Raw genomic sequence first — 20,475 nt, forward strand, 5'->3', positions numbered from 1 at the left:
CGGCTACGCGGGGGCCAGCAGCGCGAGCCGTTCGACCAGGTCCGTGAAGGGCCCGTCGGCCGGCTCGTCGGCGAGGATGCGGCGCAGCAGCGCCGCCATCTCCTCGTCGTAGGCGGCGCTGACGGCGGCCAGCGCCGCGAAGTCGTGCACCAGTTGCCGCTGGAGCTCCTCGCGGGGGATCCGGCGCCCGTCCAGCCAGATCAGCGCCGTCGACTCGGCCAGCGAGACCCAGGAGCGGACCACGAGGTCCAGGCGCGGGGTCGGCCGGGTCACCTGCAGATGCGCCAGGATCTGGACGTAGGCGGCCTGCCGGACGGAGTCGATCAGCGCGTTCGTCGTCGAGGAGCCGACGGCCGGGCCGCCGCGCATCAGCGCCGAGAAACCCGGCCCGTGCTCGTCCACGAAGTCGAAGAAGCGGCTCATCACGCGCAGCAGCCGCGCCCCCAGCGGCCCGTCCTGCGGCTCCTCGAAGCGCTCCGCGAGATCCTGCGCGGCCCGCTGCAACGCGGCCTCGTACAGGCTGAGTTTGCCCGGGAAGTAGTGGTAGACGAGCGGTCGCGAGATGCCCGCGGCGGCCGCTATCTCGTCGATGGAGACCTCGTCGGGGGAGCGGTTGCTGAACAGGTCGAGGGCGACCTCGATCAACTGCCGCCGCCGCTCCTCGACTCCCAATCTGCGCCGCACCCCGGTAGTCATACCGAACACTCTACCGAGCGGATCAGGCCGTGGAGATCACACGCCTCAGAGATCGAGAACGAGGCGTTCGCCGCGGCAGCGGGAGACACAGATCAGCATCGCGTCGTCGCGCTCCGCGTCCGTGAGCAGCTCGTCGCGGTGGTCGATCTCGCCCTCGACCACCCGCTGTTGGCAGGTCCCGCAGAACCCCTGCTCGCACGAGTAGGCCAGCCCCGGCACCTCGGGGCGCAGCGCCGCGAGCACCGTGGTGTCCGCCGCCACCTGGACGACCTTGCCGCTGCGCCGCAGCTCGACCTCGAACGGCCCGTTCCCCTCGGCCGAATTGCGCGGGGCGAAGCGTTCGAGGTGGAGTGCGCGGCCCTCGGGCAGCAGGTCCTCGACCGCCGTCATCAGACCTTCGGGGCCGCAGCAGTACACGGCGGTGCCCGGCGCGGTCGCCCCGAGCGCGGCTGCCAGGTCGGGCCGCCCGCCCTCGTCCTCGGCGACGACGGTGACCCGCCCCCGCTGCCCGTCGAGCTTGAGCAGGTCCTCCAGGAACGGCATGGAGGCCCGGGTCCGGCCCGCGTAGAGCAGCCGCCACTCGGCGCCGCGGGCCTCGACGGCGCGCAGCATCGGCAGGACCGGCGTGATGCCGATGCCGCCCGCGACGAACAGGTACGCGGGCGCCGCGGTGTCCAGCGGGAAGCGGTTGCGCGGGCCGCGGATCTCGATCTCGGCGCCCTCGGCGAGCTGTTCGTGCACCTCGCGCGAGCCGCCCCGACCGCCCTCCTCGGCCGGGATCAGCCGCGTCGCGACGGTGTACGAGGAGGTGTCCTCGGGGTCGCCGCACAGCGAGTACTGGCGGACCAGTCCGGACGGCAGGATCAGGTCGAGGTGGGCGCCGGGCTGCCACGCGGGCAGGTCCCGGCCCTCCAGGCGGACCTGGACGACGCCGTCGGCCACCTGCTCGTGCCCGGCGACGAGCAGCCGCAGCGCACGGGCGCGCGGGCGCCCGGAGGTCGGCTCCTCCAGGGCCGGCAGCGGCCACAGCGGGGAGTCCTTGATGCGGCGCCGCAGGGCGCGCCGCACGACGAGCGCGGCGCCCGCGACGAGGACGGCCTTGCGCAGCGTGCGGGCCTTCATCGGGCGGCTCCTTCGCGGGCCTCGGCGGCGCGGGCGGCGGGCGAGGAGGCGAGGTAGGCGACGGCCTGGTCCGTGTCACCTTCCTGCTCGGGGTGGTAGTCGCGGCTCAGGTAGCGCGGGATGGACCGCAGCATGTCGGGCGTCGAGGGCAGCACGCCCTTCTTGCCGCCGCGGTAGAAGTCCTTGAACGAGGCCTTGCCGTCCAGGAGCGTCGGGTCGTTCTCCATGAAGAAGCGCGCGCCGCGCTGCCACAGGAACATCAGGGCGGCGAACGCGGTGGCCCAGGTGCGGGCCCGGCGTCGGTAGCTGCCGTCGAGGTGCATGAACAGCTCGAAGGCCACCGAGCGGTGCTCGACCTCCTCGGCGCCGTGCCAGCGCAGCAGGTCCAGCATCGTCGGGTCGGCCCCGCGCCGGTCCAGCTCGTCCGCGTTCAGCACCCAGTTGCCGAGGAACGCGGTGTAGTGCTCGATCGCCGCGATCAGCGCGACCCGCTCCATCAGCCACCACTGGCGGGCCTTGCCCGGGGGCAGCGTCCGGTCGGCGAGCAGCTTCTCGAAGAACCAGTCCACCTGCGCGGTGTACGGCGTCGGGTCCAGGCCCAGGTCGCGCAGGTGCGGCAGCACCTCGTCGTGGGCCTGCGCGTGCATGGCCTCCTGGCCGATGAAGCCGATGACGTCCTCGCGGAGCCGGTCGTCACGGATGAAGGGCAGCACCTGCTTGTACACGTGCACGAACCACCGTTCACCCGCGGGCAGCAGGAGATGCAGCACATTGATGGTGTGCGTGGTGAACGGGTCGTCGGGCAGCCAGTGCAGGGGAGTCTTGTCCCAGGCGAAGGACACCTGGCGTGCCTTCAGCGTGACGCGCTTATTAGACATGACGTCAATGTACTGAGCGGTAGAGCCCCTGGACAGCCCCCGGAACCGACTTTCTTTACGTGATCGTCAGCAAGGTGTCACACGGCCGCCGACGCCGTGTGGGCGGATCAGCCCAGCGGGTCGATCCGTACCCCGTCCCGCGTCCGCGCCGACAGGCTCGCCTTCGTGCCCCGCGCCACCCGCACCGCCAGCGTCGGGCCGCTGCCCGTCGTGCCCGCCGCCGTCACCGAGCCCACACCGGGACTGCCCGCCGCGACCAGGTACCAGGTGCCGGCCCGCGACTTCCAGCGCACCCCGGCCAGCACCCGCGGGTCCCGCCCGCCGCACGCCGGGGCGTTCTGCGAGCGGGCCGCCACCACCGCCCCCGCCACCCCCGGCGCCCGGAACAGCGCCAGGGTGCGCGGACCGCCGCCCCGCCAGGTCTCCGCCCGGGTGCACACCCAGCGGGCCTCGCCGCCCGCCTCGGGCAGCGGCTGACGCGCGTACGCCCACGCGTTGACGGAGCGGACCCCGTGCGAGCGGGCCGCGGCGAGCGAACAGGCCGTCGCCGACCAGTCGCCGGGCCGGGACTCGCGCGGCGCGTCCGGACGCCCCGCCGTCAGATGCGCGGGCACCAGCTCGCCGAGGTCGGTGGCGAGCCGGGTGCCGTCGGCGTCGGTGAGCGCCAGCGCGTTCCACCCCGTGCAGGACGCCGACACGGCCGGGCTCGGGAACGGGGCCGTGACCCCGTCCTTCGTCCGGGCCAGACGGCGCGGCGCCGCGTCCGGCGCGAGCAGGTCGCGCACGGCCGCGCCGGTCACCCAGGGGGCCGTCAGATAGCGGACGTTGCCGTCGGTGCGGTCGACGATCACCGCGCCCGACTCCGGGCCCGACGCCCCGTCCACCCGCGCGAAGTCGAGCGCGGCGCCGCTCGTCCCGTGCTCCGGCTCCGCGTACCGCACCAGGCGCAGCCCGTCGTGGAACAGCACGACCCGCGCCCCGTCCACCGACCCCGCGTACAGCAACTGCGGCGGACCGGGCGGCGCACCCGCCGGGGTGCCGGGCGTCGCCGACACCTGGACCGTGCCGCCCGGCCGCGCCCACACCGCGAGCGCCCGGCGCAGCAGCTCCCGGTCCCCGGTCAGCGAGCCGCGCGCCGGCCACACCGAGAAGTCCGTCCGCGCCGAGCCCCGCCACGCCGTCGCCGCGACCCGCGTCAGCTTCCCCGGGTCGAGCGCCGCCTGCGCCGCCGGATTGCGCGCGTACGAGGGCGCCGCCGCCCCCTCGGGACCCCAGCTGTCGCCCGGCAGCCCGAGCAGCGCCCCGCACACCAGGACCGCCGCGAGCCCCGCGACCACTGCCTTCACGTGCTGGCGCCGCCGCATCAGGTCCGGGGGCCGCGCGTGCAGCGAGCACGGGTCGAACTCGGGGGACGCGAGCAGCGCTGCCGCGCCCGCGCCGTCCTCCGCGCGCAGCCCGCCGGCCTCGGCGAGCGCGCCCGTCACCTCCTCCTCGGCACAGCCCGCCGCCGCGAGCACGGACCGCACGGCCGCGTCGTCGAGCCGCTCCAGACCGTGCAGCACGTACGCGGCCCGGGCCGCGCCGGTCAGTGCCGACAGCCGCTGGTCCAGGGCGAGTTCGTCGGCGCCGCCCGACTTCGGGAACAGCCGCAGGCCCCACACCTGCGGGAGCAGCGGCGGCAGTTGGGCCCGGCGCGGCCACGCCGCCCGCAGCAGAGGCCGTCCCGCGTCCAGCGCGGCCCGCAGCACCCGCGCTCGTACGTACGCGTACGCGGGATCGGCGGCGCGCCGGGCGCCGCCGCGCTGCGCCGGGATCGCCGGGGGCGCCGTCCCCGTCCGGCCCCGCGGCAGGGCGCGCTGCGTCACCGCGTGGGCCGTGAGCACCCGGCGGTTGCGGCCGAGCGTCGGCGGCAGCACCAGATACGCGAGCCGCACGAGCCGCGGATAGTGCTCGACGAGGCAGGCCTCGGCCTGCTCGACATCGACGACGGAGGCCGCGCCCGGGGGCGGAGCCGGGGACTGCACCTTGGACTGCGACGTCTGCGACTGCACGTTCAGCAGAACGAGTGACTCGTGCGATGGTCACAGTTTCCGCGACGTGATCTACGTCAACCGCCAGCCGCTGAACTCCACGGTGCCGCGCGTCCCGTTGCCCCCGTTCGTCGCGCTCATGAACAGGCCCACGTCCTGCACCGCCGCCGCACCCGGCACCGGCACCGTCGCCACCGTCCGCCAGGTCGCCCCGCCGTCCGTCGAGCACGCCCCGGTGTACGAGCCGCCCGCCCGGGACAGCCGCAGCAGCACCGGCGCCTTGATCCCGGTGATCCGCTTGTACGTGTCCAGCGTCCCGTCGCCGTTGGAGTCGTAGGACAGCACGACGCCGTTGGACGGGGTCACCGACAGGTTCAGGAAGCCCGGAGCGCCGGGCGTGGCGAGGGAGTTGCGCACGACGATCCCGGACCGCGCCCAGGCGCCGGTCGACGCCTGCGCGTCCACCCGCAGTTCGACCGCCGAGCCCTCCGTGAACGCCGCCGCGCGGTACGCCGTCCCGAACTCCGCCGTGCCCTTCCACAGGTCCGCGCCGCCGCCGTCGATCGCGAACCGGTGGCCCAACTGCCCGAACACCGCCGCATTGTCGGAGTACGTCCGCCAGCCCGCGTCCAGCGGCCCCGCCTCGAAGAGGGTGCCCCGGTGCACGTGCGTGACCCGGTCCTCGCCCAGCGGCCCGTACTCCACGTCGATCGTGTAGGGCAGCGGGCGCAGCGGCCGGTCCAGCGGGGTGCCCGGTGCGCTCGCCCGCCACGCCACCGTGCCCTCGCCCGCCGGCTCCACCCGCTCCAGGGACGTGGCGCCCTCCGGCTCGGCGTCGAGACCCGCCAGGGTGAAGTCGACACGGTCCGTCGCCCGCAGCCCGTTGACGTTGCGGAACGTGGCCGCCACGCGCGCGTGCCCGCCCGGCGGGAACGCGGCGGGATCCGCCGACACCTTCAGCGTCCCCTGGTAGGGGGCCCGAGCCAGCACGTCCCGCACCCGGTCGGCCGTCTTGTACGCGTCCCCGTACGGCCGCAGCGGATAGTCCTTGCGCTCCCGCGTCCACGGCTCCTCGAACGCGAACCAGTCGACGGCCGCCGGGTCCTCGCCGCGCGCCAGCGCGTCCTGGAGCGTGTCCAGCCACTTCTGCCAGCGCGGCAGATAGAAGTCGGCCGTCAGACCCTGCCATTCGCGGTTCGCGTACTCGTGCAGATGCCCCGGGTCCGAGGTGGCCCGGTCGCCCCACACCGTGATCAACACCTTCGCGCAGCGCTCGAACTCGGCCCGCTCCGCCTCGCTCGTCGCCATCGTGCGCGCGTCCTGGATCCACGGGCCCAGCAGGAACGCCGGATCGGTGCCCGTCACGTCGTCCGAGAGCCGCATCAGCTTCAGCCACAGCGTCGACAGCGCCTTGAACGTGGCCGCGTCCTTCGCCCCGTACGCCGCCTTCAGCTGCGGCAGCAACTGGCGGCTGCGGTGCGCGAGCGCCTGCCGGGCCACGTCCACCAGGTCGTAGCGGTAGGCGGCGCTGCCCCGCAGGCTCCCCGCCACGCCCAGGAGCCCGGCGAGCGCCGCGTCGAAGCGGGCCGGATCGTAGGAGAGGGCGTTCGGCGCGTAGTAGGCGGCACTGTCCGCCGCCAGGTCCGGGCGCGCCGCGAACAGCGAGTCGTGCGGGTCGGACCGCTCGCGCGCCGTGTGCCGGTACGCCGTCTCCTGGAGCGCCCGCCACGCGGCGCGGGCGTCCTTGTCGTCCTTCCCGTACCGGAAGCCCGCGTACCCGTCGAACCAGGCCGGCAGGTCCAACGGGCCCTCGGCCCACGCCAGTTCGGACCACAGCTCGAACGCGGCCGGGTCGCGGTCCGTGCCCTCCGGCATGTACGCGGTGCCCGTGAGCGCGCTGCCCGGCTTGTCGCGCCAGGCGAAGAACTTCTCGTTCCAGATGTGCGCGCGAGCCCCGATCGTCGTACGGCCGCCGAAGTTGGGGATCGTGCCGAACGTGTACGGGGTGCCGCCCCAGTCCTCCTCCCGGTCCGTCACCGACGTGAACCGGTCCGAGACCCCGTCGACGATCAGCATCCGCCGCTTGTCCACGGCGTCCAGGAGCGCGGGCAGCGGATTCGCCTCCCAGCCGAGGATCACCCAGACGGCCCCCGGCCGGTTCCGCTGCAACGCCCGCTCGACGCCCCGCGCCGCGTCCCCCACCGGTACGTCACCGGCGGTGCCGCCCTCGTGCAGCAGGTCCATCTTGAACGCGTCGACCGCGCCGAACACGTCCTGCTGGTGCCCGTAGAAGGACCCGGCGACCCGCGTGAACGCGTCCGTGCGCGGATCCAGCCAGTCCGGGCGCTCGAAGCCGTGCCACACGCCCTGCGGCACCACGTGCGCGTCGCCGCCGTTCCGTTCGACGAACCCCTTCGGCACGTGCCCGTAGTAGCCCGGCAGGACCGGCCGCATCCCCAGCTCGCGCAGCCGGTCGGCGATCCTGCGGCCCAGCGCGGCGCGGTCCGCGATCAGCTCCGGCGAGAGCGGGCCGCCGTACCCGGACAGGTTCTGCAACAGCCACCACGGCTGGTGCGAGGGCGCCGGCAGCCAGGCCCGCGCCTCCGCGTCGCTGTACCCGAAGTCCTTCAGGAGCCGGTGGTAGACGGCCTCCATGCCCGCGACGACCAGCACCTCGTTGCAGCCGTGCAGCGCCAGGACGTCGATCATCCGCTCCCAGTACGCCCACCCGGCGAACGGCGCGGTGTAGCCGTCGTTCGTGTCGTTGAGCGCGAACCGGTGGGGGAGCGCCGTCGACCGCTCCAGCGGCCGGTCCGGCGCGGGCAGCCGGTCCGGCAGGTCCAGCTGGTCGCCGTTCCACGCGATGTGCGCCCCGCACGTGTACTTCAGATACCAGTGGACCCCGGCCAGGAGTACGGCCGGGGTCGTCCCCTCCACCTCGATGCGGCCGGCCTCCCCGGAGACCCGGAACCGGTCGCCGTCGCCCTGACCGGGCGTCAGTCTCAGCCGGAACTGGTCCGCGTGATGCGGCAGCCGACGGTTGAGCGCGGCGCGCGCCGCGTCCGTATCAAGCGCCGGAGCGGCGTGTGCGGGCGCCGGTACGGCCAGACCTCCCAGGGCCGTGCCGAGCCCGATGGCACCCGCCGTGCCGAGAACCGTGCGTCGCGTCGGTGCGGACATGCGTGGAAACCCCCCTGCTTCGCGGATGGTGCGGCGCACGTTAACCGGCGGCACGCGGGTGCTCAACGGTGTGCGCGGAGTCGGCGGGAACGTGTCGCAGCCGCGGGAGTCACGGGACAGGAGTGCGGGATGGGGTTCAGGACAGGGTTCGGGTCCGGGAAGCGGCTGGTGGGGATCGCGGTCGCCGGGGCGCTCGCCGTCGCCGGATGCACGGCGGGGGAGCGGGACCGGCCGCCGGTGCCCCGCACGGCGACCGGCACCCTCGAACAGCTCGCCCGCCGCGCCGGCTGCACCCCCGACGTGCAGACCGACGCGGCGGACCTGCGCCAGGCGAACTGCGGTACGGGAAAGGCGCGTTACGTCCTGGCCACCTTCGCCACCGACCGAGGCCGCGCCGAGTGGCTGGACGCCGCCGACGACTACGGCGGCACCTATCTCGTCGGCCGCCGCTGGGTCGCGGCCGGCCCCGAGCGGGTCGTGACCGCGCTGCGGGACCGGCTCGGCGGGGCCGTGGAGCGCTCCTCCGCGCACCACGGCCACCCCTGACAGGGCGTCACCGACGATGCTGCGTCACCGGCAGCGGTCGCCCCGGTTGATGCAGGCGGCCACCCGCCGCATCAGCCGCTCGTCGAACACGTTGATGAAGTCGCCGTGGTCGGTCACCGGCTTGTGCAGCTGCTCGGGGAACGAGTCGACCGCGAAGCCGGGCCCCGGCGGCACGTCGTACACGATCCGCTGCACGAGCTGCGGGATCGCCTTGAACCCCTCGGGGCAGGCGCCGGTGCGCGGGTCCTCGAACGCCACGTGCGTACGGTGGTTGGCGCTGTCCGCGTTCACCCCGTCCCAGCAGCTCTGGAAGCGGAAGGTGCGCACGACCCGCGAACCGTCCGGGCAGATCGGGTACTTGTCCTTCAGCTGCCGGTCCTCGAAGCCGGTGCAGCTCCACGACGCGTTGGCGTTCGCGTCGCCGTTGGTGAAGGCCTTCGCGTCGCCGGTGATGATCCGCAGGAAGCGCGGCATCGGCACGACCTTGGAGACCGGACTCCCGTCGAACCTCAGCGTCACCGAGGCGGGCGTCTGGATCTCGCCCACGTTCTGGTCCTTGCCGCCGCCGTCCGCGCCCGCGTCGTTCTCGTCCTCGCCGTTCTGCAGCCGCAGCACCGGCCAGTAGTACGTCGACCGGTCGCCCTGATTGCGGCAGCTGGTGTCACCGGCCGCGAGGGCATCGTCGTTCGAGAACGCGTCGGTGGCCTGGTTGCCGACGTAGTCGTGCATGTGGTGGGCGCCGTTGCTCACGCCGGGCGCGACGATCACGTTGTCCGGGTTGAACTTGCCGTTCTCGTTGCGCCCGCACTTCGTGGTGAAGCTGCCGCGGGAGGCGCCGCGGCGGTTGCGCGCAGTCTGCACGTTCGGCTGCACGGACTCGATGTCGACGAAGTCGCTCGCCTCGGGCCCGTTGCCCCCGCCCGGCGGCCCCGGGCTCGCGGAGGGCGCAGGCGCGTCGGACGCCCGCCCCGTGCACGCGGCCATCGCGTCCAGCCCGTCCGGCGGCTGCCCGCCTTCCCGCCGGATGTCCTCGGCGATCCGGCCGAGGACGGCGGTGCGCTGGTCCTTGAGCGGGCCCAGAATGCTGTTGTCCACGAACCGCGGGTCCCGCGCCGCCGCGTCCTGGTTGTCCGCGAGCCGTTGATAGGCCTCGGTGATCTGCCGGTCGAGCGCGGCGAGTTCACCGTCGACCTCGCCGCGCGCCGCCTCCGGCACGTCCGGCAGCGCGGTCCCGACGTCCGGACAGTCGATCGTGGCCACCACCTGGCCCACCTGCTCCGTCTCCTGCGGGTCCTCTTCATGGGCCGACGCGTACACGTTGACCGCGGCCAGCCCACCCCCGCCCAGGAGCAGCGCGGCCGACGCGACGGTCATGCGCGTCGCCAGCGAAGAGCGCCTTTTCCTTGAGGTCCTTGAGGTGCGTCCCATGGGACTACGTACGCGAGAAGGGGCCGCTGCGTTCAACTGGCGGCGAACCCAAGGGTGTTCAGCGGCTGTCGAGATACCGGAGCACGGCCAGCACCCGCCGGTTGTCGTCGTCGGACACGGGCAGGCCGAGCTTGAGGAAGATGTTGGAGGTGTGCTTGGCGATGGCGCGCTCGGTGACCACGAGCTGCCCCGCGATCGCCGCGTTCGACCGGCCCTGCGCCATCAGCTCCAGGACCTCCAGCTCGCGCGGGGTCAGCCCGCCGAGCGGCTCCTCCACGCCCCGCCGCGCCAGGAGCTGCTGGATCACCGTCGGGTCCATCGCCGTGCCGCCCGCCGCCACCCGGCGCACCGCGTCGACGAACTGCTCCGCGTCGAACACCCGGTCCTTCAGCAGATAGCCGACCCCGCCGTTCCCGTCCGCAAGGAGCTCACGCGCGTACAACTGCTCCACATGCTGCGAGAGCACCAGGACCGGCAGCCCGGGCCGCGCCCGGCGCGCCGCGAGCGCGCACTGCAGGCCCTCGTCCGTGTGCGAGGGCGGCAGCCGTACGTCGACGACGGCGACGTCGGGCTCCAACTCGGCCAGCGCCTTGCTGAGTTCGGGCCCGCTCTCGACGGCGGCCGCGATCTCGAAGCCGAACGCCTCCAGCATCCGCACCAGGCCGTCCCGCAGCAGGAACAGGTCTTCGGCTAGGACAACACGCAAGGGATCTCCATGGTCACCATGGTCGGACCGCCCGCGGGGGAGCTGACGGCGAGGACACCGTCGAATGTACCGAGCCGGCGCTCGATCCCGGCCAGTCCGCCGCCCGCCGCCACCGCCGCACCGCCCTTGCCGTCGTCGGTGACCGCGATCCGCAGCCGGCCGTCCTCGTGTCGGATGTCGACCCAGACCCGGTCCGCGCCCGCGTGCTTGACCACGTTCGCCAGCGCCTCGCTGACCGCGAAGTAGGCCGCCGACTCGACCGGAGCGTCCGCCCGGCCCGCCGTCTCGACCCCCACCTCCGTCGTCACCGGGAGGCGCAGCGCGAGGGCCCGTACGGCGTCGCCGAGGCCGCGCTCGGCCAGCACCGGCGGGTGGATGCCGCGCACCAGGTCCCGCAGTTCGGTGAGCGCGTCGGCGGAGGACCGGCGGGCCCGCGCCACCATCTCCTTCGCCCTCTCGGGATCCTTCTCGATGAGCGCCTCGATCGTGCCGAGGTCCATGCCCATCGCGACGAGCCGGGCCTGCGCCCCGTCGTGCAGATCCCGCTCGATGCGCCGCAGTTCGGCCGCCGACGTGTCCACCGCGTCCTTGCGGGTGTCGGTCAACACCCGGACCCGCTCGGCGAGTTCACCGTCGGCGGGCGCGAGCACGGCCCGGGCCAGCTGGAAGTGCGCCTTGAGCAGCGTCGGCGCCACGAAGAGCGCGACACCGAGGAACACTGTGGCGAGGACCGCGGCGAGCAGCGCGGTGCCCTGCCCGGAGATCGGCACGAACGCGTACCACCAGCCGATGTGCGTGCCGTCGGTGAAGACCCGCCACAGCCCGGCCGCGAGCGCGTACCCCTCGACGGGATAGAGGACGAGCGCGGCGGGCAGCAGCGCCGTCACGAATCCGGCGGTCATGTCGACGGGCAGCCAGCGCAGGTCCCGCCAGGTCGCCGGGTCCGCGAGCATCAGCCGGCAGCGCGTGAGCTGTCCGAGGACTCCGCCGGGCAGATCGGCCGGAAACGGCCGGTACGCCGCCGGGATCCGCACCCCGCACCACTCGGCGGCGACGGCCCGCCGCCAGTTCGCCCAGTGCCGGACGAGGTCCAGGACCCAGGGAGTGGTCAGCGCGCCGACGCCGAGCAGGACGAAGGCCAGCGACAGGACGGTCAGGACGAACAGGGTGACCGACCCGGCGAACCCGACCGCGGCCAGGGCGAACGCCCGCAGTCCCGCCACCACGGCGCTCCGCGCCCTCGTACCCATCCCGCTGCTCCGTCCACCGGCCCGACCGTTCCCCCACAGTGTCGCGGGCCGGGAGCCGCCGCGTCAGGGGGAACGGCACCCGGCCCGGGGGTGTCACTGGGTACACCCCCGGGCCGGTCCGTGCGGGTCAGCGGCCGGCGGGCGGCGCGTACTTGTAGCCGACGCGGCGCACCGTCTGGATCGTCCGGCGGTGCTCGGCGCCCAGCTTGCGGCGCAGCCGGGCCACGTGGACGTCCACGGTGCGGCCGTCACCGACGTGCCCGTAGCCCCACACGGTGGTGACGAGCTGGTCGCGGGTGTGCACCCGGTGCGGATGCGCGACGAGGTGGGCGAGCAGCTCGAACTCCAGGTAGGTCAGATCGAGCGGGCGCCCGTCGACGGCGGCCGTGCGCTCCCCGGCGTCGATGGTGATGAGCGTGTCACCGGAGAGGGCGGTCGGCGGAGCGGGCTCCTCGGCCGGGGGCGCGGTCAGCAGGCTCTGCTGGTCGGCCGGGACGAGCACCAGGTAACCGATCATCGGCGGCCGGCCCGGCAGCGCGGGCAGCGTGTGCGGCGGGGCCGGCAGCAGCGTGGCGCCCGGCGGCAGGAACGCGGAGACGTCGAGCTGCGGGCCGGGCGGGGCCACCTCGTCCCGTTCGACGGCGCGCAGCCGGTGGCGGGCGGGAGCGGGGGAGTGGGCAACGGAGAGCGGGCGGGCGTGTGCCATGGAAGGTCAACTCTTTCGCGCGAGAGGCCGTCTGGGAGAGGACGTACGTCATGCGCGCGGACCGAAGGCCGTGCGACCCGTGCGGGACGGGGAACGGCGTTAGAGGGCCTGCGCGTTCGTCGCGCGGCAACACACACGGTCGAAGTCGTGGTGCTGGCGGGAAGGCCAGAACGGCTCAAGGTCGTGACGACCTTGCGCGCGGGTGTTCTGGAAGTCGGCCATGCCCTTATTGAAGCAGATGGAGTACGGGAACAAGAGGGCGCCCGCAATCGAAGCGGGCGCCCAGGTGCTGCTCATGGCCGGAATCAGACCTGGCCGGCCTTCTCCAGGGCGGTGCAGCAGGTGTCGACGAGGAGCCGGGTCACGACGTACGGGTCGACGTTGGCGTTCGGGCGGCGGTCCTCGATGTAGCCCTTGCCGTCCCGCTCGACCTGCCACGGGATGCGCACGGAGGCACCGCGGTTCGAGACGCCGTACGAGTACTCGTTCCACGGGGCGGTCTCGTGCAGGCCGGTCAGACGGTCGTCGATGCCGGCGCCGTAGTGCTTGACGTGGTCCATCGGCTTGGAGCCCTCGCCGAGGGACTCGCAGGCGGTGATGATCGCGTCGTAGCCCTCGCGCATCGCCTTGGTGGAGAAGTTGGTGTGCGCGCCCGCGCCGTTCCAGTCGCCCTTGACCGGCTTCGGGTCGAGGGTCGCGGAGACGTTGAAGTCCTCGGCGGTGCGGTACAGCAGCCAACGGGCCACCCACAGCTGGTCGGAGACCTCCAGCGGGGCGAGCGGGCCGACCTGGAACTCCCACTGGCCGGGCATGACCTCGGCGTTGATGCCGGAGATCCCGAGACCGGCCTTCAGGCAGTTCTCCAGGTGGGCCTCGACGACGTCACGGCCGTGGATCTCGTCGGTGCCGACGCCGCAGTAGTAGCCGCCCTGCGCGGCCGGGAAGCCGCCGACGGGGAAGCCGAGCGGGCGGTCGCCCTCGAAGAAGGTGTACTCCTGCTCGATGCCGAAGATCGGCTCCTGCGCGCCGAAGCGCCCCTCGATCTCGGCGAGCGCGGCACGCGTGTTGGAGGCGTGCGGCGTCATGTCGATGTTCAGGACCTCGCACATGACGAGGACGTCGTCGCCGCCGCGTATCGGGTCCGGGTACACGGCGACGGGCTTGAGCACGAGGTCGGAGGCGTGGCCCTCGGCCTGGTTCGTCGAGGAACCGTCGAAGCCCCACAGCGGCAGCGTGTCCAGACCGCCCGGCGTACCGGCCATGACCTTCGTCTTGGAACGAAGCTTGGCCGTCGGCTCGGTGCCGTCGATCCAGATGTACTCAGCCTTGAACGTCACGGGGCCACTTCCTCGAGGAGCAGGTCGCTTGCTGCTGCGCAGCCTGTCAACAGGCGATTTCCCGGCCGTTGCCCGTTTGTGAACCCCGTGTTACCGACGCCGTGCCCTCCGGGTGTCTCCCGCGCGCCTACTTCTCGCGGCTCAGGGCGTCCCGTACGGCCTCCTCGCTGCGGGCCACCACGGCGGTGCCGTCCTCGGCGGTGATGATCGGGCGCTGGATGAGCTTGGGGTGCGCGGCGAGGGCCTCGATCCAGCGGTCCCGGCTGCCGGCCTCCTTCGGTCAGTCCTTGAGCCCAAGCTCCTTGGCGTCGGCCTCACCGGTGCGGGTGATGTCCCAGGGCTCCAGACCGAGCCGGTCCAGGACGGCGCGGATCTCGTCGGGCGTGGGGACGTCCTCCAGGTAGCGGCGGACGGTGTAGTCGGCGCCCTCCGCGTCGAGCAGGGTGAGTGCGCTGCGGCACTTCGAGCAGGCCGGGTTGATCCAGATCTCCATGGCTCCACCCTAGCTTCGAATCGGTCCTCAAATGCCGTCTGGCCAGCGGCTATTGTCAGTGGTCGGCAGTAGAATAGAAGCAGTGTTCGAGAGCTTCGGGGGCTCTCGACTGCGCGACAGGAGGATGCCTGTGACCGCCACTGCCGCACCGCTGTTCGATCTGCCGTACGCACCGCTCGCCAAGAGGCCGCTCCCCGCGGGGCGCCCTCGTGACTGGTACATCACCCACAACCGCCGCCTCAAGGCCATGCGTCTGGCGATCGCCCTGCTGGACTCGGGCATCTACCTTCCGCAGAACGCCCACAACCGGAGGATCCGGGCGACGGCCGAGCTCATCGGGATCCGGCCGCCGTCCGACACGACCTGTCACATGGTCCGCACGCTGATGCGCTACGCCCGCTGATCCGTGCCTCGCTGACCGGCGCCGAGTTCCTACTCGGCGCCGGTTCTTCGTTGTCGGGTGCGGCTCCGGTGGGGGCTGGTCGCGCAGTTCCCCGCGCCCCTGAGATGCGCACTTCGTGCGCGATCTCATCGGGCGCTTGCGCATCGGGGAAATGCGACGCGAAGCGTCTGCTTTTCAGGGGCGCGGGGAACTGCGCGAGAAGCCCCACCGGGCCGCAGCCGCCCGAGACGCAGAACCCGCCACCCCCTAGGGCGCCGCCCCCAGCTCCCGCTCCAACGGCGTGCGAAACCGCGGGGTCACCCGGACCCCGCCCAACCAGGACCCGAGCCGCCCCGCCTCCGAGGCGACAGCCTCCCTCACCTCCCGCCCCCCGAAGTCGTCCAGCAACCGCCACACCACCTCACCCCCGTCCCGCTGCCCCCAACCCCCCACGATCCGCCCGCCCCACCACACGGTCGGCCCGATGTTCCCGCTCCGGTCGAACAAGGCCCCCCGCACCTCGTCCGGGCAGTACCACTCCCGCTCCTGCCACCCCATGGCCGTAGGGTCGAGCGCCGGCAGGAACGCGGCGCAGGGCGCGACCTCCGCCGGCCCCTCCACCGCGTCCGGAAGCACGAACCCGGCCCCGCCCCCGTCCAGGGACACGCGCACCGCCCCCACGGCGGCCAGCGCCCGCCGCACCTCGGTCACCTTCCACCCCGTCCACCACTTGAGGTCCGCCTCGGTCGCCGGCCCGCACACCGCCAGCCAGCGCCCCAGCAACTCCGCCTGCGCCTCGTCGACCGGCAGCTCCGGATGCGGCGGCGCCACCTCCCAGCGGAACTGCGACGACGTCCAGGACCCGAGCGGCCGCCCCCGCACGACCCGCCCCTCGACCCCGAGCACCCGCATCAGCCGCGACGACACGGTCTGCAGCGCCTCGTAGCTCTTGCCGCGGCCGTACGTGAACTGCTCCCTCAGGCGCGGCTCGTCCTCGCAGAGCTCGTTCACCGTCGCCTGCCCGCGCCGCGCGAGCGCCGCCAGCGCCGATGACTCGACCCCGTCCAGCCACACCGGGGTGAGCCGCCCGTCGCTGCCGGCCGCGATGTCCTTGAGCAGCCCCGCCCGCGCCTTCGCCGCGACGGCCAGCCCGGTCGACGCGTGCACCGTCGCGGCCAGCTCCGTGGGGAACACGAACACCGTGTGCCGCATCCCGTGCATCCGCACCAGCGTCCGGTCCTCGTACAGCGCCCGCTCCACGTCCGCGACCGTCCCGCCCGGGTCCGCGAGCCGCGCCCCGACCGCCAGGTACACCGTCGCCGGATCCGTCCCGTGCAGCGCCACGAGCGACCGCGCGACGTCCTCGGCGCGCTCCGCCCGTCCGGCGGGGGACAGGCGATGGGCGAGCACCAGCCGGGCCCGCCGCTCCTCGGTACCGATGTGCCGTGTCGTCATGGGGCCATCCTGCCCGCCCGTCACCTGTTCGGCCCCCATGGCATGCGGGTACCCGCCGTCCGACCGTTGACTGGGGGGTGAGCCGCACCGGCGGGCGGGCGAGCAGAGGTGGGTGATCGGCATGACGGGCACACGATGCGCGGCACGGGCCACGGGCGCGGCCCTGCTGGCGGCGGCCCTGGCCGTCGGCGCGACGGCCTGCTCCGACAACGACACCAGTCCCTCCGACGTCGCCTCCAAGGGCGCCGGCATCCTGGCGTCCGCGACCGCCGAGGCCCAGAAGAAGGTCGACGAGTTCAAGAACGGCGTCGACGCGAAGAAGGATGTGAAGCTCGGCGACGTGGCCAAGGAGGACGGCCGCGCCACGGTCCCGGTGACCGTGCAGAACACCGCCGACGCCAAGAAGTCGTACCTCGTGCTCGTCACCTTCCGGGACGCCGGAGGCAACCGCCTCGACGCCGTCGCCGTGCAGGTGAACGACGTCGGCGCCGGAGCGTCGAAGAAGGCGACCGCCCGCAGCCACCGCACCCTCGGCGGCGACGTCACCGCCGAACTCGACCGCGCCCTGAGCCACTGACCCCCGGCGGCCATGACCAGCCCCGCCGAACGCGCAGCCCAGGGCAAGCGCGCCCGCAAACACCTCGCCCGCTCCGCGCACGGCCCCTGGATCCCCGCCGCGGACCGCCCCGACCCCGTCGTCGTCCTCGAACGCCAGGGCGCCGACCGCCTCCCCGACCTGCTCCCGATCCGCTACGGCCGGATGTCCGCGAGCCCCTTCGCCTTCTACCGCGGCGCCGCCGCCGTCATGGCCGGCGACCTCGCCGCGATACCCCACACCGGCCTCACCGTCCAACTCTGCGGCGACGCCCACCTGCTGAACTTCGGCCTCTTCGCCTCCCCCGAGCGCGCCCTCCTCTTCGACCTCAACGACTTCGACGAGACGTACCCCGGCCCCTTCGAATGGGACGTCAAACGGCTCGTCGCCTCGGTCGTCGTCGCCGCCCGCGACAACGGCCACTCGGACAAACAGGCCCACCGCGCCGCCCTCGCCGCCGCCCAGGCGTACCGCACCAACCTGCGCCGCCTCGCGGGCCTCGGCGAACTCGCCGTCTGGTACGAGCGGATCGACGCGCAGGACCTGCTCCCACTGATCCGCTCCGCCCGCGACCGGCGCCGCGTCGAGCACACCCTCGCCCAGGCCACCCGCCGCACCAGCCTCCACGCCCTCGGCAAACTCACCGAGACCACCCCCGACGGCCGCCGCCGCATCGTCCACGACCCGCCGCTGCTCCAGCCGGCGGGCGTCACCGACGCCGCCGCGATCCGCAAGATGTTCGGCGACTACCGCTCCACGCTCACCGAGGACCGGCGCCGCCTCCTGGACCGCTACCGGTTCGTGGACGCCGCCCGCAAGGTCGTCGGAGTCGGCAGCGTCGGCACCCGCTGCTTCATCGTGCTCCTCGCGGGCCGTGACGCCGACGACCCGCTCTTCCTCCAGATCAAGGAGGCGACCCGGTCCGTCGTCGAGGAGCACACCCCGTACCACGGCCCCTATCTCCACCCCGGCCACCGCGTCGTCGCCGGCCAGCGCCTCCTCCAGGCGGCGAGCGACATCTTCCTCGGCTGGATGACCGGCCCCCAGGGCCGCTCCTTCTACTGGCGCCAGCTGCGCGACATGAAGGGCTCCGCGGACGTCGGCGTCATGCGCCCCGAGGACCTGCTCGCCTACGCCCGCCTGTGCGGCATCGCCCTCTCCCGCGCCCACGCCCGCTCCGGCGACCGCATCGCCATCGCCGCGTACCTCGGCAGCGCCGACACCTTCGACCGCGCGGTGGCCGCCTTCGCCCTCCACTACGCCGACCAGACCCTCCGCGACCACGCCACCCTCCAGGACGCGATCTCCTCCGGAGTCCTCACCGCCGCCCCGGGCATCTGACCCCAACGCGAAGACCGCCGCTCCCCGGAGGGAAGCGGCGGCCTGTCAGCTCAGAACCTCGGTACGGCCTAGAGGTCGAAGTAGAGCTCGAACTCGTGCGGGTGCGGGCGCAGCTGGATCGGGGCGATCTCCTGCGTGCGCTTGTAGTCGATCCACGTCTCGATCAGGTCGGACGTGAAGACGCCGCCGGCCTGCAGGTACTCGTTGTCGTCCTCCAGAGCGGACAGGACGGCCTCGAGGTTGGTCGGGACCTGGGCGACGCCCGCGTGCTCCTCGGGGGCCAGCTCGTAGAGGTCCTTGTCGATCGGCTCGGCCGGCTCGATCTTGTTCTTGACGCCGTCGAGGCCCGCGAGGAGCAGCGCCGAGAACGCCAGGTACGGGTTCGAGGACGGGTCCGGGGCGCGGAACTCGACGCGCTTGGCCTTCGGGTTCGAGCCCGTGATCGGGATGCGCATGGCCGCGGAGCGGTTGCGCTGCGAGTAGACCAGGTTGATCGGGGCCTCGAAGCCCGGGACCAGGCGGTGGTACGAGTTCACCGTCGGGTTCGTGAAGGCGAGCAGCGACGGGGCGTGCTTCAGGATGCCGCCGATGTAGTAGCGGGCGGTGTCCGACAGGCCCGCGTAGCCCTGCTCGTCATAGAACAGCGGGTCGCCGTTCGACCACAGCGACTGGTGGACGTGCATGCCCGAGCCGTTGTCACCGAAGATCGGCTTCGGCATGAAGGTCGCGGTCTTGTTGTTGCGCCAGGCGACGTTCTTCACGATGTACTTGAAGAGCATCAGGTCGTCGGCCGCGGCCAGCAGCGTGTTGAACTTGTAGTTGATCTCGGCCTGGCCGGCCGTGCCGACCTCGTGGTGCTGGCGCTCGACCTGCAGGCCGACGTTCTCCAGCTCCAGGGAGATCTCCGAGCGCAGGTCGGCGAAGTGGTCGACCGGCGGGGCCGGGAAGTAACCACCCTTGTAGCGGACCTTGTAGCCGCGGTTGTTCTCCTCCTTGCCGGTGTTCCAGGCGCCGGCCTCGGAGTCGATGTGGTAGAAGCCCTGGTTCGCGGAGGTCTCGAAGCGGACCGAGTCGAACACGTAGAACTCGGCCTCGGGGCCGAAGTACGCGGTGTCGGCGATCCCGGTCGAGGCCAGGTACGCCTCGGCCTTCTTCGCGATGTTGCGCGGGTCACGGCTGTACTGCTCGCCCGTGATCGGGTCGTGGATGAAGAAGTTGATGTTGAGCGTCTTGTCGCGGCGGAAGGGGTCCACGCGGGCCGTCGACAGGTCGGCGCGCAGCGCCATGTCGGACTCGTGGATGGCCTGGAAGCCGCGGATCGACGAACCGTCGAAGGCCAGCTCCTCGGACGGGTCGAACGCCGTCGCAGGGATCGTGAAGTGCTGCATCACGCCCGGAAGGTCACAGAACCGGACGTCGACCATCTTGACGTCCTGGTCCTTGATGAACTTCTGGACCTCGTCGGCGTTCTGGAACCCGTGCTTCTCGGACATCCAACTCCTCCTACTCCCGGCCCGGGGAGGGGCGGGGTTGCAGCTCGGTCGTCCGGCCAGTGCGGTGGCCGACGCTCGGACCCGACCATAGGCAGACGGGATTTCTCCAGCATGACCCATTTGTTTCGCCGAAGTTAACCGGAGCGGGGGCCGAGGACCCCTCCCGCGGGGCTGCCAGTACCGTGGATGCGTGGACAAGAGGGAAGCAATGGGATCGTGGCTGTCCGGGCCCCGCGAGGCCCTGGAGCAGTCGGGCGCGGACTTCGGTCACCGGGGTGAGCAGCTCGGGCTGCCCGAGCACGGACCCGGCTCCATCGCCCGCCCAGGGCGCCGTATCGGGGCGCTCGCCGTGGACTGGGCGCTGTGTCTGCTGATCGCATACGGCCTGGTCACGCACGGCTATGACCAGGCTACGAGCAACTGGGCGCTGCTCATCTTCTTCGTGCTCAGCGTGCTCACCGTGGGGACGATCGGTTGCACCCCCGGGAAGCGGCTGTTCGGGTTGCGGGTCGTCTCCGAGGCGGGCGGCCGCCTCGGTCCCGGCCGGGTCCTGGCCCGCTCCGTGCTGCTGTGCCTGGCGGTCCCGGCGCTGGTCTGGGACCGGGACGGCCGGGGCCTGCATGACCGGATGGCCAAGTCCGTAGAGGTCCGTATCTGACCGTCGTGGTCCGCGGGCCCGGTGGGGGCTGGTCGCGCAGTTCCCCGCGCCCCTGGAAGGCATGCGGCTTCGCCGCGCCTTCCCCAGATGACAGGCGCCCCGCACCTTGATCGGGGAAATGCGACCCGAAGGGTCTGCATTTCAGGGGCGCGGGGAACTGCGCGAGAAGCCCCACCGGG

General features: G+C 72.8%; 18 protein-coding genes and 1 pseudogene. 5 read left to right on the forward strand and 14 right to left on the reverse strand.

All coding sequences use genetic code 11. The annotated features are described in order from the left end of the window. Positions 1-3 precede the first annotated feature (3 nt). From ACZ4E1_RS01215 to ACZ4E1_RS01235, 5 genes are all read right to left on the reverse strand, one after another. On the reverse strand, positions 4-696 hold the full coding sequence (locus ACZ4E1_RS01215) for a TetR/AcrR family transcriptional regulator (RefSeq protein WP_467534667.1): 693 nt from the start codon (positions 694-696) through the stop codon (positions 4-6). Positions 697-741: 45 nt separating this feature from the next. Then, a complete protein-coding gene (locus ACZ4E1_RS01220; RefSeq protein WP_467534668.1) occupies positions 742-1,818 on the reverse strand; it encodes a PDR/VanB family oxidoreductase in 1,077 nt (358 codons plus the stop codon). After that, on the reverse strand, positions 1,815-2,696 hold the full coding sequence (locus ACZ4E1_RS01225) for a metal-dependent hydrolase (RefSeq protein WP_467534669.1): 882 nt from the start codon (positions 2,694-2,696) through the stop codon (positions 1,815-1,817). Before ACZ4E1_RS01225 ends, ACZ4E1_RS01220 begins: the two co-directional genes overlap by 4 nt. A 107-nt stretch (positions 2,697-2,803) precedes the next feature. Continuing rightward, on the reverse strand, positions 2,804-4,756 hold the full coding sequence (locus ACZ4E1_RS01230) for a hypothetical protein (RefSeq protein WP_467535395.1): 1,953 nt from the start codon (positions 4,754-4,756) through the stop codon (positions 2,804-2,806). Positions 4,757-4,798: 42 nt separating this feature from the next. Then, positions 4,799-7,906 carry an alpha-N-acetylglucosaminidase gene (locus tag ACZ4E1_RS01235; RefSeq protein ID WP_467534670.1) on the reverse strand — a complete coding sequence of 1,036 codons (3,108 nt, stop codon included), beginning with the start codon at positions 7,904-7,906 and terminating at the stop codon, positions 4,799-4,801. A 129-nt stretch (positions 7,907-8,035) separates the two neighbouring features. Here ACZ4E1_RS01235 and ACZ4E1_RS01240 point away from each other — a divergent pair, with 129 nt between their 5' ends. Next, on the forward strand, positions 8,036-8,452 hold the full coding sequence (locus tag ACZ4E1_RS01240; protein ID WP_467534672.1) for a hypothetical protein: 417 nt from the start codon (positions 8,036-8,038) through the stop codon (positions 8,450-8,452). Between the two features lie 24 nt (positions 8,453-8,476). Here ACZ4E1_RS01240 and ACZ4E1_RS01245 read toward each other — a convergent pair whose 3' ends face one another. From ACZ4E1_RS01245 to ACZ4E1_RS01275, 7 genes and pseudogenes are all read right to left on the reverse strand, one after another. Further along, positions 8,477-9,826 (reverse strand): DUF1996 domain-containing protein, encoded by a 1,350-nt coding sequence (locus ACZ4E1_RS01245; RefSeq protein WP_467534673.1) that lies wholly within the window; start codon positions 9,824-9,826, stop codon positions 8,477-8,479. Positions 9,827-9,938: 112 nt separating this feature from the next. Further along, complete coding sequence (locus ACZ4E1_RS01250) at positions 9,939-10,586, reverse strand: response regulator transcription factor (protein ID WP_467534674.1); 648 nt, start codon at positions 10,584-10,586, stop codon at positions 9,939-9,941. After that, the gene (locus ACZ4E1_RS01255; RefSeq protein ID WP_467534675.1) at positions 10,571-11,836 is read right to left on the reverse strand and encodes a sensor histidine kinase; all 1,266 of its coding nucleotides are present in this window, start codon (positions 11,834-11,836) and stop codon (positions 10,571-10,573) included. The genes ACZ4E1_RS01250 and ACZ4E1_RS01255 overlap by 16 nt, the downstream gene beginning before the upstream one ends. Before the next feature lie 127 nt (positions 11,837-11,963). Continuing rightward, entirely contained in the window at positions 11,964-12,542 is a 579-nt protein-coding gene (locus tag ACZ4E1_RS01260; RefSeq protein ID WP_467534676.1) for a winged helix-turn-helix domain-containing protein, read from the reverse strand. A gap of 99 nt (positions 12,543-12,641) precedes the next feature. Then, positions 12,642-12,839, reverse strand: a complete 198-nt coding sequence (locus ACZ4E1_RS01265) for a hypothetical protein (RefSeq protein WP_467534678.1) — start codon at positions 12,837-12,839, stop codon at positions 12,642-12,644. An 8-nt stretch (positions 12,840-12,847) separates the two neighbouring features. After that, a complete protein-coding gene (gene glnII, locus ACZ4E1_RS01270; protein WP_467534680.1) occupies positions 12,848-13,879 on the reverse strand; it encodes a glutamine synthetase in 1,032 nt (343 codons plus the stop codon). 127 nt (positions 13,880-14,006) lie between these two features. Further along, positions 14,007-14,372 (reverse strand): annotated as a pseudogene (locus ACZ4E1_RS01275) (arsenate reductase family protein). Positions 14,373-14,496: 124 nt separating this feature from the next. Between ACZ4E1_RS01275 and ACZ4E1_RS01280 the strand changes: the two are divergent. Continuing rightward, positions 14,497-14,775, forward strand: coding sequence for a hypothetical protein (locus ACZ4E1_RS01280; RefSeq protein ID WP_188339306.1), 279 nt, complete (start codon positions 14,497-14,499; stop codon positions 14,773-14,775). 246 nt (positions 14,776-15,021) lie between these two features. Here the strand turns inward: ACZ4E1_RS01280 and ACZ4E1_RS01285 are convergent, their stop codons facing one another. Beyond that, complete coding sequence (locus ACZ4E1_RS01285) at positions 15,022-16,209, reverse strand: winged helix DNA-binding domain-containing protein (protein WP_467534683.1); 1,188 nt, start codon at positions 16,207-16,209, stop codon at positions 15,022-15,024. A 121-nt stretch (positions 16,210-16,330) separates the two neighbouring features. Here ACZ4E1_RS01285 and ACZ4E1_RS01290 point away from each other — a divergent pair, with 121 nt between their 5' ends. After that, a complete protein-coding gene (locus tag ACZ4E1_RS01290; protein WP_467534685.1) occupies positions 16,331-16,786 on the forward strand; it encodes a hypothetical protein in 456 nt (151 codons plus the stop codon). Between the two features lie 12 nt (positions 16,787-16,798). After that, entirely contained in the window at positions 16,799-18,145 is a 1,347-nt protein-coding gene (locus tag ACZ4E1_RS01295) for a DUF2252 domain-containing protein (RefSeq protein ID WP_467534687.1), read from the forward strand. 68 nt (positions 18,146-18,213) lie between these two features. On the opposite strand, the gene glnA is transcribed toward ACZ4E1_RS01295, so the two are convergent. After that, on the reverse strand, positions 18,214-19,638 hold the full coding sequence (gene glnA, locus ACZ4E1_RS01300; RefSeq protein ID WP_467534689.1) for a type I glutamate--ammonia ligase: 1,425 nt from the start codon (positions 19,636-19,638) through the stop codon (positions 18,214-18,216). A gap of 190 nt (positions 19,639-19,828) precedes the next feature. Here glnA and ACZ4E1_RS01305 point away from each other — a divergent pair, with 190 nt between their 5' ends. Next, positions 19,829-20,296, forward strand: coding sequence for an RDD family protein (locus ACZ4E1_RS01305; RefSeq protein ID WP_467534691.1), 468 nt, complete (start codon positions 19,829-19,831; stop codon positions 20,294-20,296). The last annotated feature ends 179 nt before the right edge of the window (positions 20,297-20,475 follow it).

It is taken from the genome of Streptomyces sp. NPDC025806, from assembly GCF_055558275.1.

Bases quoted from the DNA above. Each gene is read 5' to 3' on its own strand.
- ACZ4E1_RS01290 (WP_467534685.1), top strand. From the start codon at position 16,331: ATGACGGGCACACGATGCGCGGCACGGGCCACGGGCGCGGCCCTGCTG.
- ACZ4E1_RS01235 (WP_467534670.1), bottom strand. From the start codon at position 7,906: ATGTCCGCACCGACGCGACGCACGGTTCTCGGCACGGCGGGTGCCATC.
- ACZ4E1_RS01295 (WP_467534687.1), top strand. From the start codon at position 16,799: ATGACCAGCCCCGCCGAACGCGCAGCCCAGGGCAAGCGCGCCCGCAAA.
- ACZ4E1_RS01225 (WP_467534669.1), bottom strand. From the start codon at position 2,696: ATGTCTAATAAGCGCGTCACGCTGAAGGCACGCCAGGTGTCCTTCGCC.
- ACZ4E1_RS01285 (WP_467534683.1), bottom strand. From the start codon at position 16,209: ATGACGACACGGCACATCGGTACCGAGGAGCGGCGGGCCCGGCTGGTG.
- ACZ4E1_RS01245 (WP_467534673.1), bottom strand. From the start codon at position 9,826: ATGACCGTCGCGTCGGCCGCGCTGCTCCTGGGCGGGGGTGGGCTGGCC.
- glnA (WP_467534689.1), bottom strand. From the start codon at position 19,638: ATGTCCGAGAAGCACGGGTTCCAGAACGCCGACGAGGTCCAGAAGTTC.
- ACZ4E1_RS01240 (WP_467534672.1), top strand. From the start codon at position 8,036: ATGGGGTTCAGGACAGGGTTCGGGTCCGGGAAGCGGCTGGTGGGGATC.
- ACZ4E1_RS01265 (WP_467534678.1), bottom strand. From the start codon at position 12,839: ATGAGCAGCACCTGGGCGCCCGCTTCGATTGCGGGCGCCCTCTTGTTC.
- ACZ4E1_RS01215 (WP_467534667.1), bottom strand. From the start codon at position 696: ATGACTACCGGGGTGCGGCGCAGATTGGGAGTCGAGGAGCGGCGGCGG.
- ACZ4E1_RS01280 (WP_188339306.1), top strand. From the start codon at position 14,497: ATGCCTGTGACCGCCACTGCCGCACCGCTGTTCGATCTGCCGTACGCA.
- ACZ4E1_RS01220 (WP_467534668.1), bottom strand. From the start codon at position 1,818: ATGAAGGCCCGCACGCTGCGCAAGGCCGTCCTCGTCGCGGGCGCCGCG.
- ACZ4E1_RS01255 (WP_467534675.1), bottom strand. From the start codon at position 11,836: ATGGGTACGAGGGCGCGGAGCGCCGTGGTGGCGGGACTGCGGGCGTTC.
- ACZ4E1_RS01260 (WP_467534676.1), bottom strand. From the start codon at position 12,542: ATGGCACACGCCCGCCCGCTCTCCGTTGCCCACTCCCCCGCTCCCGCC.